Annotated in this window: 14 protein-coding genes; 10 read left to right on the top strand and 4 right to left on the bottom strand. The window is 63.7% G+C overall.

Going from position 1 to position 15522, the window contains the following annotated elements:
* Positions 1 to 111 precede the first annotated feature (111 nt).
* On the top strand, positions 112 to 1131 hold the full coding sequence (locus tag H2509_RS02720) for a substrate-binding domain-containing protein (protein WP_182162048.1): 1020 nt from the start codon (positions 112 to 114) through the stop codon (positions 1129 to 1131).
* Here H2509_RS02720 and H2509_RS02715 read toward each other — a convergent pair.
* Positions 1124 to 2203 carry an ABC transporter ATP-binding protein gene (locus tag H2509_RS02715; RefSeq protein ID WP_182162046.1) on the bottom strand — a complete coding sequence of 360 codons (1080 nt, stop codon included), beginning with the start codon at positions 2201 to 2203 and terminating at the stop codon, positions 1124 to 1126. The genes H2509_RS02720 and H2509_RS02715 overlap by 8 nt on opposite strands.
* A gap of 17 nt (positions 2204 to 2220) precedes the next feature.
* Positions 2221 to 3030, bottom strand: a complete 810-nt coding sequence (locus H2509_RS02710) for an IclR family transcriptional regulator (protein ID WP_182162044.1) — start codon at positions 3028 to 3030, stop codon at positions 2221 to 2223.
* Positions 3031 to 3272: 242 nt separating this feature from the next.
* Between H2509_RS02710 and H2509_RS02705 the strand changes: the two genes are divergently transcribed.
* The 8 genes from H2509_RS02705 to H2509_RS02670 all read left to right on the top strand — a co-directional run bounded on the left by H2509_RS02705 (position 3273) and on the right by H2509_RS02670 (position 13326).
* On the top strand, positions 3273 to 4487 hold the full coding sequence (locus H2509_RS02705; RefSeq protein WP_182162204.1) for an ABC transporter substrate-binding protein: 1215 nt from the start codon (positions 3273 to 3275) through the stop codon (positions 4485 to 4487).
* Positions 4488 to 4575: 88 nt separating this feature from the next.
* Positions 4576 to 5523 (top strand): carbohydrate ABC transporter permease, encoded by a 948-nt coding sequence (locus H2509_RS02700; protein ID WP_182162042.1) that lies wholly within the window; start codon positions 4576 to 4578, stop codon positions 5521 to 5523.
* Entirely contained in the window at positions 5523 to 6374 is an 852-nt protein-coding gene (locus H2509_RS02695) for a carbohydrate ABC transporter permease (RefSeq protein ID WP_182162040.1), read from the top strand. Before H2509_RS02700 ends, H2509_RS02695 begins: the two co-directional genes overlap by 1 nt.
* A 5-nt stretch (positions 6375 to 6379) precedes the next feature.
* A complete protein-coding gene (locus H2509_RS02690; protein WP_182162039.1) occupies positions 6380 to 8536 on the top strand; it encodes an alpha-galactosidase in 2157 nt (718 codons plus the stop codon).
* Positions 8533 to 9480, top strand: a complete 948-nt coding sequence (locus H2509_RS02685) for a 2-dehydro-3-deoxygalactonokinase (protein ID WP_182162037.1) — start codon at positions 8533 to 8535, stop codon at positions 9478 to 9480. The genes H2509_RS02690 and H2509_RS02685 overlap by 4 nt, the downstream gene beginning before the upstream one ends.
* A 4-nt stretch (positions 9481 to 9484) precedes the next feature.
* The gene (locus H2509_RS02680; protein WP_182162035.1) at positions 9485 to 10123 is read left to right on the top strand and encodes a 2-dehydro-3-deoxy-6-phosphogalactonate aldolase; all 639 of its coding nucleotides are present in this window, start codon (positions 9485 to 9487) and stop codon (positions 10121 to 10123) included.
* A gap of 27 nt (positions 10124 to 10150) precedes the next feature.
* Positions 10151 to 12121 carry a beta-galactosidase gene (locus H2509_RS02675; RefSeq protein ID WP_182162034.1) on the top strand — a complete coding sequence of 657 codons (1971 nt, stop codon included), beginning with the start codon at positions 10151 to 10153 and terminating at the stop codon, positions 12119 to 12121.
* A gap of 149 nt (positions 12122 to 12270) precedes the next feature.
* Positions 12271 to 13326 carry a LacI family DNA-binding transcriptional regulator gene (locus H2509_RS02670; protein ID WP_182162032.1) on the top strand — a complete coding sequence of 352 codons (1056 nt, stop codon included), beginning with the start codon at positions 12271 to 12273 and terminating at the stop codon, positions 13324 to 13326.
* Between the two features lie 34 nt (positions 13327 to 13360).
* Here the strand turns inward: H2509_RS02670 and H2509_RS02665 are convergent, their stop codons facing one another.
* Entirely contained in the window at positions 13361 to 13966 is a 606-nt protein-coding gene (locus H2509_RS02665) for a thiamine phosphate synthase (protein WP_182162030.1), read from the bottom strand.
* Positions 13963 to 14427: a MarR family winged helix-turn-helix transcriptional regulator gene (locus H2509_RS02660; protein WP_182162028.1), complete on the bottom strand. Its 465-nt coding sequence runs from the start codon at positions 14425 to 14427 to the stop codon at positions 13963 to 13965. Before H2509_RS02660 ends, H2509_RS02665 begins: the two co-directional genes overlap by 4 nt.
* 78 nt (positions 14428 to 14505) lie before the next feature.
* Between H2509_RS02660 and H2509_RS02655 the strand changes: the two genes are divergently transcribed.
* Positions 14506 to 15444 carry a PLP-dependent cysteine synthase family protein gene (locus tag H2509_RS02655; protein ID WP_182162026.1) on the top strand — a complete coding sequence of 313 codons (939 nt, stop codon included), beginning with the start codon at positions 14506 to 14508 and terminating at the stop codon, positions 15442 to 15444.
* Positions 15445 to 15522: the final 78 nt, after the last annotated feature.

Below are 15522 nucleotides of genomic sequence, written 5' to 3'. Positions count from 1 at the left end.
CTGGTGCACATGAACCACTGGGTGCGCTTGTCATCGGGACTGAAAAACAGCACAATAATCAAAGCGCTTTGACATTCCGGACCCGGATATCGCGCGCGGAGACCCGGCCATATGAACCTCAAAGAGCTCGCCGCACATCTCGGCCTGTCGCAAACGACCGTCTCACGGGCATTGAACGGCTATCCGGAAGTCTCCGAGGCGACGCGTACGCGCGTGCGCGAGGCCGCAGAACGCCTCGAGTATCGGCCAAATGCCGCGGCCCGTCGCCTGGCGACGGGCCGGACAGGCACGGTCGCGATCATCTTTCCTTCGGAACGAAGTTTGCTGCTCGACCCCCATTTCCTCGATTTCCTCGCGGGAGTGGCCGAAAAGCTTGCAGACGATGACGTCGAACTCACCTTGCGTGCAACGCGCCGCAACGACGAACTGGAGACCTATCGCCGCCTGGTGCGCAACCGGCGGGTAGACGGCTTCATCGTGTCATCGCCGCTGATCGAAGACGAACGGGTACGGCTTCTCAGCGACCTGGACGTCCCCTTCGTCCTGCACGGGCGAACCGACACGCAGGCGCCCTACGCCTATCTCGATATCGACAATGAAGGCGCGTTCCGGCGGGCTACCGAACTGCTTGTCGACCTCGGACATCGCCGCATCGGCCTGCTGAACGGCAAGCGGGAGCTCAATTTCGCCCGGGACAGGGAGGCGGGCTACCTGGCCGCCCTGGCCGCCCATGGCATTGCCCCCGATCCCGGGCTCATCGTAAACGCCGCCATGACGGAGGAAATCGGTTACCGCAACGCGTCCGCGCTGCTGGCGCGCCCGCAAAGGCCCACCGCACTTCTTGCGGCCAGTGTGTTGCTCGCCTTCGGCGCCTATCGGGCGGCGCGCGACCTCGGCCTCGTCATCGGCAAGGATGTTTCGGTCATCGCCCATGACGATGGCCTCCCCTTCCTGAAGGCAGAGACGCTCGACCCGCCCCTTGCCACCACCGTTTCGCCGATCCGTGCGGGCGGTTATCGCCTGGCCGAACTGCTGCTCGCCCGCATCAACGGCAACCCGCCGGAGGATCTTCGCGAAGTCGCTCCCGTCGATCTGGTGTTCCGCGCCTCGATCGGCCGCATGCTTACCTGATCCTCATGCCGTTTCCGCCGAAAGCGCGGACGTCCCTCAGGTGGAATCCGGTCTCGATTGCTTCCCCGACCCGATGCATGTCGTAGCCGCGCCGTTCGATGACAAGCGCTTCGCCGTTGGCCAGCCGTCCGTGCACATAGGACGTGCCGCCCAGATGCTCGACGACTTCGATCGTCGCGGTGAGGCGGACATCCGCATCGCCGGCCTCACAGAAATGCTCGGGACGAATGCCGATCCTGACGTCGGTTCCGGCGGAAAGACTGCTTTCGAGCGGCAGTTCGAAGGACGATTCCACGCCGGCGAGCGTTACGTCCTTTCCGCGACCGTTTCCGCCCGCACGCGCCGCCAGGAAATTCATCTTCGGCGAGCCGATGAAGCCCGCCACGAATTCGTTGGCCGGATCTTCATAAAGCGAGAGCGGCGAGCCGACTTGCTCCACCCGGCCGGCACGCAGGACCACGATCTTGTCGGCCAGCGTCATCGCCTCCGTCTGGTCGTGGGTGACGTAGATCATCGTATTGGCGAGGCCGCGATGAAGCCTGGCGATCTCCACCCGCATCTGCACCCGCAATTCCGCGTCCAGATTCGACAACGGCTCATCGAAAAGAAAGACGCCGGGGTCTCGTACGATCGCGCGGCCGATCGCCACCCGCTGGCGCTGCCCGCCGGAAAGCTGAGCGGGTTTGCGGGCGAGCAGTTCCTCCAGCTGGAGCGTGGCCGCTGCGCTGGAGACCTTGGCCTCGATCTCGGCTTTCGGCACACCCGTCATGCGCAGGCCGAAGCTCATGTTTTCGGCGACGGTCATATGCGGATACAAGGCATAGGACTGGAAGACCATCGCGATGCCGCGTCTTGCCGCCTCGACGTGGTTCATCCGCTGCCCGCCGATGAGAAGATCGCCGGAGGTGACGTCTTCCAGCCCGGCAATCATGCGAAGCAGCGTCGATTTCCCGCAGCCGGACGGGCCGACAAAGACCACGAACTCCCCGTCCTCGATCGTCAGGTCCACGTTATGGATCACCCGTGTCGCGCCAAAGGACTTCGAAACGCCGAACAGTTCGACACCTGCCATGCATCCTCCTCCCCGCCCTAGCGAGCGAGCATCTGTATCTCCGCCGCAGCCGATATCTCGCCGGCCACCGCCTTCAAGCGGGGCGCGACCGCCGCCAGCTCTTCGAGCGAACCCGCCTTCGTAGTCGTCGTCACCGAAAGTCCGCCGACGACGCGACCGTCGCGCGACAGGATCGGCACCGCCACGCAGATGATCGAGGGTTCATGCTCCTCGTCGTCATAGGCAAAGCCCCGCTCGCGGATTTCGCGAAGCTCCCTGCAAAGGGCCGCGCGGCTTGTCAGGGTGTTTGCCGTATGCCGGTGAAAGGCCTGCCGATCGAGCGTTGCCCGCAATTCCTCCTCCGGAAGGAAGGCGAGCATCGCCTTGCCGATACCCGTGCAGTAGGCCGGACCGATCCGCCCGGGCCTGGAAAACATCTCTACGCCATGGGTGCGATTGCGTTTGTCGAGATAGAGAACCTGGCCGTTTTCCAGGCAGGCAAGGTGCACCGTCATGCCAAGCTCCGAAGACAGGGCTTCGACGGCCGGCCCGGCCACCTGCGCCAGCGAGGCGTCTTCCCACGCGCCATGCGCCAGGCGGATCAGCCTCAGACCCAGGCGATACCTCTGCGTGTCGGCGTCAAAGGCCACCATTCCTTCCTGCTCGAGCTGCCGAAGAAGACGATGAAGCGTCGCCTTCGGGAAACCGCTGGCCCGCAGAAGATCGGCGAAACGGCCATGCCCGGGGCAGGACGCTATGAGATCGAGGACATGGAGCGCTTTCGAGATCGGCGAGACGAGTTCCTTCACCGCCGCGTCTCGCGTCTCCTTCTGGCCTTCGTCCGGCATTCCCCCTCCCAGGCCGCAACCACGGCGTTCATCTTGACAGCCCTAGCGACTGTTCGTAGGATTTTCAATAGTCGAAACAAAGTTCCATTGAATGGAACTATTCCCTTTCAGTCTGTCAAGAGTGGCGGCGGCCGGGACGACTGTTTCGACGGCAGGGAATCCGGGAACAAGAACCGCAACGCGGCAAGGGAGGAAACATGCTTTTCTTCAATGACAGGCAGCGCCTGCACAAAATAGGCGGAATGGCAGCGCTGCTGGTGGCGACGATCGGCCTGAACGGCCCTGCCCTGGCCGGCACTCTGGTAATCAACACCGACACGTCCGACCCTGCGCCGAAAGCCGCCTTCGAGACCGCGATCAAGGGATTCCAGGCCGAATATCCGGATGTCGAAGTCAAGTGGAACGTCTTCGACCATGAGGGCTACAAGACCTCGATCCGCAACTTCCTCACCGCCGAAGCGCCCGACATTGCCGCATGGTACGCGGGAAATCGGATGGCCCCGTTCGTCAAGGCCGGGCTGTTCGAGGACGTTTCGGACGTCTGGCTGGAAAACGGGTTGAACGATAGTCTTGCCTCCGCCGCCCCGTCCATGACGATCGACGGCAAGAAGTGGGGGATGCCCTATACCTACTATCAATGGGGCATCTACTATCGGCAGGACATTTTCGACAAACTCGGCATCGCCACGCCCAAGACCTGGGACGAGTTGCTTGCCGCATCGAAGACCTTGAAGGACAACGGCATTACGCCTTTCGCGATCGGCACCAAGGCCTTGTGGCCGACTGGCGGCTGGTTCGACTATCTGGACCTTCGCGTCAACGGCTACGAATTCCACATGGACCTCACCGCCGGCGAAATCCCCTACACCGATCCCCGCGTGAAGGCTGTCTTCGACAAGTGGTCCGACCTGGTCGAGCCGGGCTATTTCCTGGAAAACCACGCCGCCTATGACTGGCAGGAAGCCGTACCCTTCTTCGTCAAGGGCGAGGCCGCGATGTACCTGATGGGGAACTTCGCCGTCGACCTCTTCAAGTCCGGCGGCCTGACGGACAGCCAGCTCGGTTTCATGCAATTCCCCGAGATCACTCCTGGCCTGCCCAAGGCAGAAGACGCGCCGACGGACACGCTCCATATTCCCGCCAATGCCAGGAACAAGGAAGATGCGCGACGCTTCCTCGCCTATATCGCGCGACCGGATATCCAGTCAAAAATGAACGCGACCCTTGGCCAGCTTCCCGTCAACCGCAACGCCACCCGCCCGGAGGACAAGTATCTGAGCCAGGGCTTCGAGATGCTCGCTTCCGCCCATGCCTTGGCGCAGTTCTATGATCGCGACGCTCCGGCCGAAATGGCAAAGGCGGGAATGGAAGGCTTCCAGGAATTCATGGTCAAGCCGGAAAACCAGGACCGCATCCTGGAACGTCTCGAGAAAGTGCGCGGCCGGGTCTACAAATAAGGCCATTCCCTTCAGCTCGAAATCAGATCGGCGGGCGTCCTTCGGGCCGCCCGCCCGTTCCATGAACCAACAGCGACGAAGACAGGCGATGTCGGCTTCAAGTCCAGCGCAGGAAGGGCACTGCCCGCCTGCCTTGCATAGCTCCGGGGCGGACATCTGGCGGCGCAATCAGCGCAGGCTCGCGCCCTATCTCTTCCTTGCGCCCGGCGCGATCATGTTCGCCGTCTATGTCGTCGTGCCGATCTTCCAGTCGATGTGGATCAGCCTCTACGACTGGGACGGCATCGGCGAGAAAACCTTCATCGGCCTTGCGAACTACGTCGAACTGTTCGACGACGACGCTTTCTACACGTCGCTGAAGAACAACATCATCTGGTTGGTGCTTTACATGCTGGCCGTGCCGGCCGGCCTTGCGATCGCGCTGTTCCTGAACCAGACGGTCTTCGGCATCCGCCTGGTCAAGTCGCTCTTCTTCTTTCCCTTCGTCTTGAGCCAGGTCGTCGTCGGCCTCGTCTTCGCCTGGTTCTACGATCCGGGCTTCGGCCTGCTGGCGGAACTCTTCAAGGCCTTCGGCACGAAGCCGATCGCGATCCTCGCCGACGAGGATTACGTAACCTACGGCATCATCGCAGCCGGCCTCTGGCCGCAGATCGCCTATTGCATGATCCTTTACCTGACAGGCCTCAACAACATTTCGTCCGAGCAGATCGAGGCCGGCCGCCTGGATGGCGCGCGAGGGCTGAGCATGCTGTGGCACGTCATTCTGCCGCAACTGAAGCCCGCCACCTTCATTGCCGTCGTCGTCACCGTGATCGGCGCCCTGCGCTCCTTCGACCTCGTCTCGATCATGACCGATGGCGGCCCCTACGGCTCCAGCCGGGTGCTCGCCTATTACATGTACGAGCAGGCCCTTTCCGAATACGGCTACCGCATGGGCTATGGCGCGTCGATCGCCGTCGTCCTCTTCGCCATCATGATAGTCTATATCTCGATCTTCCTTGTGCGGATGATCGCGGAAGACCGGGAGCGGCGCTGATGTTTCCAACGCCCGTCGCCCGTCTCGACCGCCGCTGGCAGACGCTCTACAAGCTCGCTTTGCCCGTTTCCCTCGTGTTCTGGCTGCTGCCGCTGCTGGCGGTGATGCTGACGTCGATCCGCTCGGCCGGCGACCTTGCCGCCGGCAACTACTGGGGCTGGCCGCGCGATTTCAGTCTCGTCGAAAACTACACTGCGGTGTTCGAGAACTCGCCGATCGGCGCCTACATCCTCAATTCGTTCAAGGTGACGATCCCGACGGTGATCGGCGCGGTCGGATTATCCTGCCTTACAGGCTTCGCTTTCGGCATTTATCGTTTCAAGGGTGGGCTGCTACTCTTCTTCCTGTTCGTCGCAGGCAATTTCGTGCCGTTCCAGATCCTCATGGTGCCGGTGCGGGACCTGACCCTGAAGCTCGGCCTCTACGACACCACGCTCGGCCTCGTCCTTTTCCACGTCGCCTTCCAGACCGGCTTCTGCACCCTCTTCATGCGAAATTTCATCCGCGCACTCCCCTTCGAACTGATAGAAGCGGCCCGTGTGGAAGGCGCGACGGAGTGGCAGATCTTCCTGCGCGTCGTCATGCCCCTGATGCGGCCCGCAATCGCCGCGCTGTCGGTGTTGGTCTTCACCTTCATCTGGAACGACTATTTCTGGGCGACTGTACTCGTTCAAGGCAAGCATGCGCTGCCGGTGACCGCCGGCCTCTACTCGCTGAACGGCCAATGGCTCGCCGCCTGGCATCTGGTCTCGGCCGGCTCGATCGTCGCCGCCCTCCCGCCTGTCGTCATGTTCTTCCTGATGCAGAAACACTTCATCGCCGGGCTGACGCTTGGCGCAACCAAGGGCTAGTCGACATGGCGTCCGGCGAATCGATCAGGACGGCGAGGCTCGATGCCGGCGGGACGACACTGGCAGTCGCATCGATTGGCGGTCGCCTGCCGATGCTGCTTCATTTCGGTCCTACACTTCCACTCGAGGAAGACCTCGCCGCACTCGCCGAAGCGCTTCTGCCGCCGCTTACCCATGCCGGGATGGACAAGCCGGTCGCCCCGTCAATTTTTCCAGAAGCCGGAATGGGCTTTTCGGGCCAACCGGCCCTGAAAGCCCACCGTTCGGATGGCAGCGGCTTTGAAACCCAGTTTCACCTGAACAGGTTCGAAACCGACGGCGGGTCGCTCCGGATCGAGGCCTGCGACCCCGTAGTTGGCCTTTCTCTTTCACTAGCGTTTGCCCTCGATGACGAAACAAGCGTCCTGACGGCATCCTCCACGATTGCGAATACGGGCGAGACTCCCCTTTCCGTCGACTGGCTCGCCGCGCCGGCGCTTCGTCCAGGCCCGATGGACGACCGACTGGTTACCTGGACCGGCCGCTGGTGCGCAGAATTCCAGCGCCGGATATCCCCCTGGCCACACGGAAAGCATCTGCTGGAGAACCGTACGGGCCGCACGTCGCACGAGGCCTTTCCAGGCATCCTGAGCCTTGCAAAGGATTGCGGTCTCGACCGCGGCCACGCTCTCGGCCTCCATCTTGGATGGAGTGGAAACTGGCGCCTTATGGCGGAGGAAACCGCGGACGGCCACCGCCAGATCCAGGCAGGCATCCTCTACCTGCCGGGCGAATGCGTGCTCCGCCCCGGCACGTCCCTGTCCACGCCGCCCGTCTATGCCGTTTCGACGGGCAAGGGTGAAAACGGACTCGCGTCTGCCTTCCAGCGGTTCGCCCGCCAAAACCTGCTCCGTCACCCTAGCCCCGACCAGGCTCGCCCGGTCCATTTCAACAGTTGGGAAGCAGTCTATTTCCGCCATGACATTAATGAGTTGAAGGCGCTTGCCGACAGGGCGGCGACACTTGGTGCCGAGCGTTTCGTGCTGGATGACGGCTGGTTTCCCGGCCGCGATCACGATAGCGCAGGTCTCGGCGACTGGATCGTCGATCCGCGCAAATACCCGGACGGCCTCTCACCTCTGATCGATCATGTGAAGAGTCTGGGCATGAGCTTCGGCCTTTGGGTCGAACCGGAGATGGTCAATGCCGACAGCGATCTCTATCGCAGCCACCCGGATTGGGCGCTGCGGGTCGAAGGCCACGAGCGGCTGGAGGCACGCCAGCAACTCGTCCTCGACGTTGCGCTGCCGGACGTCGGCGAGTACCTCTTTTCCAGACTCGACGCGCTGCTTTCGGTCAACGATATCAACTATCTGAAATGGGACATGAATCGGGTTTTGACCGCGCCCGCCCGGGATGGTCACGCGGTCGCGGCCGCACAGGTTGAAGCGCTCTACGCCCTGCTTGATCGCTTGCGGGAGGCACATCCGGGAGTGGAGATCGAAAGCTGCGCTTCAGGCGGAGGCCGCATCGATTTCGGCATCCTGCGCCATGCCCAGCGCTTCTGGCTATCCGACAACAACGATACCCATGACCGCTGGCCGATGCTGCGGGAAGCCCTTACCTTCTTTCCCATGGAAGTCTTCGGCTTCCACGTCGGCCCCTCGCCGTCGCACACGACCGGCCGCCGCCTCGATATGCGCTTTCGGGCCTATTCGGCAGCGGTCGGCGGCCATATGGGGCTCGAACTGGACCTCCGGGAGTTGTCGGACGCGGAGAGCGCGACGCTGGCCGCGGCGATCGCATTCCACAAACGGTGGCGCGCGCTTCTCCATGCCGGCGTGACCCGACGCATTGCGGCAGCGGATGAAGGCCTTTGTGGTCAGATGACCGTTGCTGCGGATGGCAGCCGGTTTCTTGCAGCCGTCGTTCAAGACGCTACCATTGCCCGCAAGACGACGGCGCCAATTCGCCTGTCAGGCCTCGACCGGTCAGGCTTCTACCGGCTGCGGCTTGCGGAAGGCGCGCCTGTACCGGACCATTCGCGCCGGCCTTACGAGACGCCGCTGGCCAAAGGGGAAGGGCTTGTCCTGTCAGGCGCCGCATTGATGGACGCGGGCTTCCGCCTACCGCTCGGCTGGCCCGATGAACTCTGGATCATTGCCGGGGAACGGCTGCCATGACAGAGATCGCTTCAATTGGCGTTGACTGGGGAACGTCTTCGTTCCGTCTGTGGCTTCTGGCACGCGATGGCGCCGTCCTCGCCGAACGACGGTCAGGCCAGGGCATGCAGGGCCTCGCGCCCGATGCCTTCGAGCCGGCGCTTGCAGGCCACCTTGCCGCCCTGCGCACCGATGGCCTTGCGGTTCCGAAAGCCCCCCGGATCGTCATTTGCGGAATGGCCGGTGCCCGGCAAGGATGGCGCGAAGCGCCCTATATGGACCTCCCCACGGCGCTGAACGACCTGCCGTCCGGTGCGATCGAAGTCGAGAACGGGCTCGGCGCGGATATCCGGATCCTGCCCGGCATCGCCCGCCGGAATCCTGACAGGCCCGATGTCATGCGCGGGGAAGAGACCCAGATACTGGGCCTCGCCGGCACTTCTCAAAAAGACCTTTCGGCGACGATCATCCTGCCAGGCACCCACAGCAAATGGTCCACGGTCGAAAAGGGCCGTGTCACGGATTTTTCGACCGCCATGACGGGCGAGCTCTTCGCGCTTCTTCGCGAGCACTCCCTCCTGCGTCATTCGCTCGGCGCAGTCGCAATCGCCTGCGATCCCCTCAACCCCGCTTTCCGGCGCGGGCTCACTCAGTCGACGGAAAAGCCGGCAAACCTGCTGCAGGCGGTGTTTTCGCTTCGCGCCCGGTCCCTGCTCTTCGGCGCCGGAAATGCCGATATCGCCGCAGAGTTGAGTGGGTTGCTGATCGGCGCGGAAATCGCGGGAGCACTTCGAACACGCCCCGAACGGCTGATCCTCGCCGCCAACGCCCAGACCGGACCGCTCTACGCCGCGGCTCTCCACTTTACGGGCATGAATTTCGACACTGTCGACGTTGAAAAGCTCGCCTGCGCGGGCCTGCACAGCGCGGCCCGGCTGATCTGGCCCACTCCTCGGGAGATCTAAATCTATGGCGGAAAATTCGCCTTCATGGCCTGCGCTCAAACGCAACCTCGTCGCCATTTTGCGCGGCGTGACGCCGGCAGAAGTCGAGGAAATCGGCGAAACTCTGGCCGCCGCCGGTTTCGAGGCAATCGAGGTGCCGCTCAACTCGCCCGATCCGCTCGTCTCCATCGAACGCCTTCGGAAGCACCTCCCCGAGACTGTCATCGTCGGCGCCGGCACCGTATTGCAAGCCTCACAGGTCGATACCGTCCGCAATGCCGGAGGCAGTCTCGTCGTTTCGCCCAATTGCGATCGCGAGGTCATTGCACGTACGGCCGAACTCGGCATGCTGTCCCTGCCGGGCGTCTTCACGGCGAGCGAAGCCTTCGCAGCCCTGAAGGCAGGCGCCTCGGCGCTCAAGATCTTCCCGGCCAATGTGCTCGGGCCTTCCGGCATCAAGGCATTGAGGGCAGTCCTGCCGGAGGCCTGCGTGATCGCGGCGGTCGGCGGCGTCTCGGACGGAGACTTCGCCGATTATGTCGCCGCCGGCGCCCGCGCCTTCGGGCTTGGCTCGTCCCTTTATTCCCCCGGATTTACCGTCGAGGAAGTCGGGCGGCGCGCCCGGGCGGCCGTGGCGGCATACGACCTTGCCGCAGGCAACTGACCCATCCTCCCTCTGGAGACCCGCGTCGTGAAGCAGACCCTTGGCGTGTGCTACTATCCCGAACACTGGCCGGAAGAAAAATGGTCGGTCGATGCGCGCATGATGCGCAATGTCTGCATCGATTTCGTCCGCATCGGCGAGTTCGCCTGGTCGAGGCTTGAGCCTTCTCCCGGTGAATACCGGTTCGAGTGGCTGGATCGCGCCGTCGAGACACTGCATGCGGCCGGTCTCAAGATCGTGCTCGGCACGCCGACGGCCACCCCGCCCAAATGGCTCGTCGACAAGATGCCGGACATGCTCGCCCTTGATGTCGAGGGACGCCCGCGCGGCTTCGGCTCGCGCCGGCACTACTGTTTCTCCCACGAACCCTACGCGCGGGAATGCGAGCGTATCGTCACCTTGCTCGCCGACCGCTTCGGCAATCATCCCGGCGTCGCGGCCTGGCAGACCGACAACGAATATGGCTGCCACGATACCACGATCAGCTACTCGCGCGCCGCGCGCGATGGCTTCCGACAGTGGCTCCGCGATCGCTACAAGGACATCGGCCGGCTCAACGAAGCCTGGGGCAATGTCTTCTGGTCGATGGACTACGGGGATTTCGGCGAGATCGAACTGCCGAACCTGACCGTGACCGAGGCCAATCCGGCGCACCGGCTCGACTTCCGGCGATTTTCCTCGGATCAGGTTGTCCGTTTCAATCGCCGGCAGGTCGAAATCATTCGCACGCGCTCACCCGGCCGCACGATCCTGCATAATTTCATGGGCTCGGTAACCGACTTCGATCACTACGCAGTCGGTCGCGACCTCGATGCCGCTTCTTGGGACGCCTATCCGCTCGGCTTCCTCGAGCGCGACACCGACGACGAAGCGCACAAGCTCAAATACATGCGGGTTGGCGATCCGGACATGCAGGCGTTCCACCACGACCTCTACCGTGCCTGCGGCAAGGGGCGATGGTGGATCATGGAGCAGCAGCCGGGGCCCGTGAACTGGGCGCCCTGGAATCCCGCGCCACTGCCCGGCGCAACGCGCCTGTGGGCCTACGAGGCCTTCGCGGCGGGAGCCGAGGTCGTGTCCTATTTCCGCTGGCGGCAGGCGCCGTTTGCGCAGGAACAGCAGCACGAGGCGCTTCTCCTGCCCGACGGAACGCCGAATGAGGCCCTGGAGACCTGCAGGCAGGTATCCGGGGAACTCCGCAACCTGCAAACGGAGGGCGGCGCGGAGCGTGCCGATGTCGCTCTCGTTTTCGACTACGAAAGTGACTGGGCCTGGACGATCCAGCCGCAGGGAAAGGATTTCAGCTACCCTAGCCTTGTCCTCGCCTTTTACAGAGCCTTGCGCAGGGCCGGCGTGACCATCGACGTGGTGCCGCCGACGGCAGATGCCGTATCTGCACGGAAACTTGTCGTCATGCCCGCTCTGATGAGCCCCTCGCCCGGACTGATTTCGGCTTTGGCCGGCTCTTCATCCTTCGTGCTTGCCGGCCCACGGACGGGCGCAAAAACGCCGGACTTCCGCATACCCGACGAATTGCCGCCCGGGCCCTTGCAGGCACTGTTCGACATCAAGGTATGGCGCGTCGAAAGCCTCAGGCCCAACGCTATGGTGAAATTGCAAAGCCGCCCGGCAGATCTGCATTTCCGGCGGTGGCGCGAATTTATCCGCACAGGCGACAGCGTCGCCACCGCAATGCACTGCGAAGACGGCCATCCTGCACTGCTTGCCAACAACAAGGGCGCCTATGTCGCCGGATGGCCAAGCGACGAATTGATGGACGAAATCGTTGCCTACGCCCTGGAACAGGCTGGCGTAAGGCGCCTTTCGATGCCCGATGCGATCCGCATTCGCGATAACGGCAAGCACCGCTTCATCTTCAACTACGGTGAAGAGCCGGTCGACATTTCCGCCTTGGCCGGGACGGCGGACTTCCTCCTCGGCGACCGTATTCTGCCCGGCGCGGGCGTCGCGGTGCTGTCACGCACCATACCCGACTAAGGCCAAACCATTCTGGCCGCTGCGTAAACGATTTTCCCCGAGGCTTCAGGCCCGTTCAATCGATTGACCGGGCACTTCTGCCGCGCAAAAGTTGAATCGCACGGAGGCGACGCGTCCAGGCGACGATCCGGAAAATCGGATGGAGCGGCATGAAATCGCCGGTTGACAGACCTCGGTCCAGTTTGAGCGACGTGGCGCGCAAGGCCGGCGTATCGACCGCAACCGTCAGCCTCGCGCTGCGCGACAGCCCGCGCATCCCTGCAAAGACCCGGGAAAAGGTCCGCAGCGCGGCCATTGCCGTCGGTTACCGCTACAACCGCCAGGCGGCGAGCCTGCGCACGCAATGTTCCATGACCGTCGGACTGCTGATCACCGACGTGGCCAACCCGTATTTTGCCGCACTGGCCGGCGGCGCCGAGGCCGAACTCGAAAGGCGCGGCTACCTGACGTTTCTGCTCAATTCAGGCGACAGCACCGAGAGACAGGACAAACAGATCACCTCGCTGCTCGAACATGGTGTCGACGGCATCCTGCTCAGCCCCGCCGGGAATACGACTGCAGGGCTGGTCGAAACGATCACTTCCAGCGGCGTGCCGGTGGTCCAGGTCTCGCGCACGGTGGCAGGCCTGGATTGCGACGCCGTCGGTCCGGACAATCGGGAAGCGGCACGCGAGGCGGTGCGCCATCTCGTTTCGCTCGGCCATCGACGCATCGCCTTCATTGGCGGCGAGCAGGGAAGTTCCGCCCGCCGCGAGCGGCTTTGCGGCTACCGGCAGGGGCTGAACGAGAACGGGCTTGCTTTCCACCCCCGCCTCGAACCGCTCGCCGCCCCGACGCGGGAAAACGGGGCCGCTCTCGCAAGACAGCTTCTTGAAGCGCCGGAACCACCGACAGCCGCTCTTTGCTACCACGACATGATGGCGCTTGGCGCGCTTGAGGGAGCCGTTGCCGCGGGCAGGACGGTCGGCGAGGATTTTGCGGTTGTCGGCTTCGACGACATTGTCGCGGCCGCCTTGTCGCATCCCGCGCTTACCACCGTTCACATCGATGCGGAGACCATCGGACGCGAAGCGGCGCGCCAGTTGATTGCAAGAATGGCGGGAGACAGGAGCCCGCCCCGCCGTCTCGTCATTCCGGCCCATCTGGTGGTCCGCGCATCCTGTGGCGCGGCAGCATCCGCCGCCGCCAATACGCCGGGACAATGATCGCCTTTCCGGCGGGCGGAGCCGACAACCATATTCAGCGCCAGGGCGCGGTTGCGGCAATCCAGGCGCGCGCCCGTGCCAACGGATCCGCCGCGCCGAGCACGTCCGTGGAGACGGCCGCGGCATCGGCGCCTGCCTGAAGTACTTTTGCCACGCGTTCACAAGTCAGGCCGCCAATCGCGACGAGCGGGGTTTCGCCTGACTTTTGCCGCCACTCCCCGATCCGCGACAGTCCCTGGGGCTGCCAGTCCATCCGCTTCAATGTGGTGGGATAGATCGGCCCGAGGGCCACATAGTCAGGCTCGACCGCCAGCGCGGCCGCCAATTCGCTTTCGTCATGAGTGCTGACGCCCAGCCGCAAGCCGGCACTGCGGATAGCGGCAAGATCGGCATCCGCCAGATCCTCCTGACCCAGATGCACGAAGTCGCAATCCTCCTCGATCGCCAGTTGCCAATGATCATTGATGACAAGCTGGCACCCGTGCTTTTGCGCGGCCGCTCTCGCCGCTCGGATTTCCGCGCGAAGCGCCTCCTGTGTTCCCTGCTTGATACGCAGTTGCACGAGGCGAAGACCGGCAGGGCCAAGACGTTCGATCCAGCCGGCGCTGTCGACGATGAGATAGAAGGGGTCGAGTTTCATGTTTCGGCAAGTGCCTCGGTTTCCTGAGCCAGACGCGGCGCCAGCTCCGCTGAAAGCAGCCGGCCGAGCTTTTCCTGCGCCGCCCGCCAAACGGGGATTGCCGCCTCGAGCCGCCGCGCCCCCGTCTCGGTAAGCCAGACGGCGCGCTTGCGCAAATCCGATTCCACGCTGGCGATCTCGATCAGGCCCGCGCCTTCCAGCGTGCGCAGGTTGCGCGACAAGGTGGATTGCTCAAGGCCGGTGCGGGCCGCCAGCGCCGACAGACGATCGTCGCTCGCCACCGCGATCTGGGAGAGCAATCCGATCTGGGCGATCGTCAGGCCGCTGGCGGCAAGCTCCCTGTCGAGGAATTGCGAGATGCGCCGGGCGGCGAGCCGGCTGTTGACGCCCGCGCAGGTTGCCACGAGGGCGCGGGCGTCGCTGCGAAGCGTCTTGGGCGCGTGTCTTGTCTTTTCGCTCATTCTATGTATCTACATTCTTTGTATATACATGAAAAGCCGCCTGAAGCTTTTTGCACCAGTTGAGGGAGCCGCCTTGCCATGACCGACACGTCGCGGAGCATCCTGTCGCGGATAGGCAGGACGCCGCTCGTCGCGCTGCGCCATATCGTGCCGGCAAACGGCTCCCGCATCCTGCTCAAGCTGGAGAGCGAAAATCCGACCGGGAGCATGAAGGACCGCATGGCGCTTGCCATGGTCGAGGCGGCGGAAGCGGACGGGCGATTGCAGCCTGCAGGTCCGGTGGTGGAATATACCGGCGGCAGCACCGGCGTTTCCCTCGCCCTCGTCTGCGCGGTGAAACGCCACCCCCTCCACATCGTAACGTCGGACGCTTTCGCCCGCGAAAAGCTCGATCACATGCGCGTTCTCGGCGCACGGCTCACGATCATCGGGAGCGACGGCGGCCGCATGACCGAAAGGCTGACGCGCGACATGATCGAGGCGGCCCGCCGCATGACGCAGGAGACAGGGGGCTACTGGACCGATCAGCTCAACAATACCGACCAGCTTGCCGCCTATCATGCCATGGCCCGCGAGATCGTCGACGGCCTGCCGGAGCGCATCGACGCCTTCGTTCAGGCCGTGGGCACCGCAGCCTGCCTGCGCGGGGTCGCCGAGGGATTGCGATCCCACGATCCGAATATCCGGATCGTGGCCGTGGAACCCGCCGAATCCGCCGTGCTCTCGGGCGGGACTTCCGGCGGTCACAAGATCGACGGTGTCGGCGCCGGTTTCGTCGTTCCCCTTTGGCACGACGCGATCGCCGACCGCATCGAGCAGGTTTCGACTGCGGAGGCTTCCTCCATGGCATTGCGGCTCGCCCGCGAGGAGGGCCTCTTCGCCGGCACCTCGACGGGCGCGAACGTGACCGCGGCGCTGCGCCTTGCGGAAAGCCTTCCGGCCCGCTCCACCATCGTTACGCCGATGTGCGACACCGGCATGAAATATCTCAAGACCTTCGCCGCCGCTCTCGTGTGAACTCCGTCACCGCGTCCGTCTTGCATGCTCCGTCGTAAAGGATGACAATGACGGCCCTCGGGGCAAAGGCTGGGGCAA

Origin of the sequence: Stappia albiluteola, assembly GCF_014050225.1 — a bacterium.
GTDB lineage: Bacteria > Pseudomonadota > Alphaproteobacteria > Rhizobiales > Stappiaceae > Hongsoonwoonella > Hongsoonwoonella albiluteola.
Note: the sequence above shows the minus strand (reverse complement) of the source record. Positions and strands in the feature narration are given on the sequence as shown.

Bases quoted from the DNA above. Each gene is read 5' to 3' on its own strand.
- H2509_RS02695 (WP_182162040.1), top strand. From the start codon at position 5,523: ATGTTTCCAACGCCCGTCGCCCGTCTCGACCGCCGCTGGCAGACGCTC.
- H2509_RS02705 (WP_182162204.1), top strand. From the start codon at position 3,273: ATGGCAGCGCTGCTGGTGGCGACGATCGGCCTGAACGGCCCTGCCCTG.
- H2509_RS02715 (WP_182162046.1), bottom strand. From the start codon at position 2,203: ATGGCAGGTGTCGAACTGTTCGGCGTTTCGAAGTCCTTTGGCGCGACA.
- H2509_RS02660 (WP_182162028.1), bottom strand. From the start codon at position 14,427: ATGAGCGAAAAGACAAGACACGCGCCCAAGACGCTTCGCAGCGACGCC.
- H2509_RS02680 (WP_182162035.1), top strand. From the start codon at position 9,485: ATGGCGGAAAATTCGCCTTCATGGCCTGCGCTCAAACGCAACCTCGTC.
- H2509_RS02720 (WP_182162048.1), top strand. From the start codon at position 112: ATGAACCTCAAAGAGCTCGCCGCACATCTCGGCCTGTCGCAAACGACC.
- H2509_RS02665 (WP_182162030.1), bottom strand. From the start codon at position 13,966: ATGAAACTCGACCCCTTCTATCTCATCGTCGACAGCGCCGGCTGGATC.
- H2509_RS02700 (WP_182162042.1), top strand. From the start codon at position 4,576: ATGTCGGCTTCAAGTCCAGCGCAGGAAGGGCACTGCCCGCCTGCCTTG.
- H2509_RS02690 (WP_182162039.1), top strand. From the start codon at position 6,380: ATGGCGTCCGGCGAATCGATCAGGACGGCGAGGCTCGATGCCGGCGGG.
- H2509_RS02670 (WP_182162032.1), top strand. From the start codon at position 12,271: ATGAAATCGCCGGTTGACAGACCTCGGTCCAGTTTGAGCGACGTGGCG.
- H2509_RS02655 (WP_182162026.1), top strand. From the start codon at position 14,506: ATGACCGACACGTCGCGGAGCATCCTGTCGCGGATAGGCAGGACGCCG.
- H2509_RS02685 (WP_182162037.1), top strand. From the start codon at position 8,533: ATGACAGAGATCGCTTCAATTGGCGTTGACTGGGGAACGTCTTCGTTC.
- H2509_RS02710 (WP_182162044.1), bottom strand. From the start codon at position 3,030: ATGCCGGACGAAGGCCAGAAGGAGACGCGAGACGCGGCGGTGAAGGAA.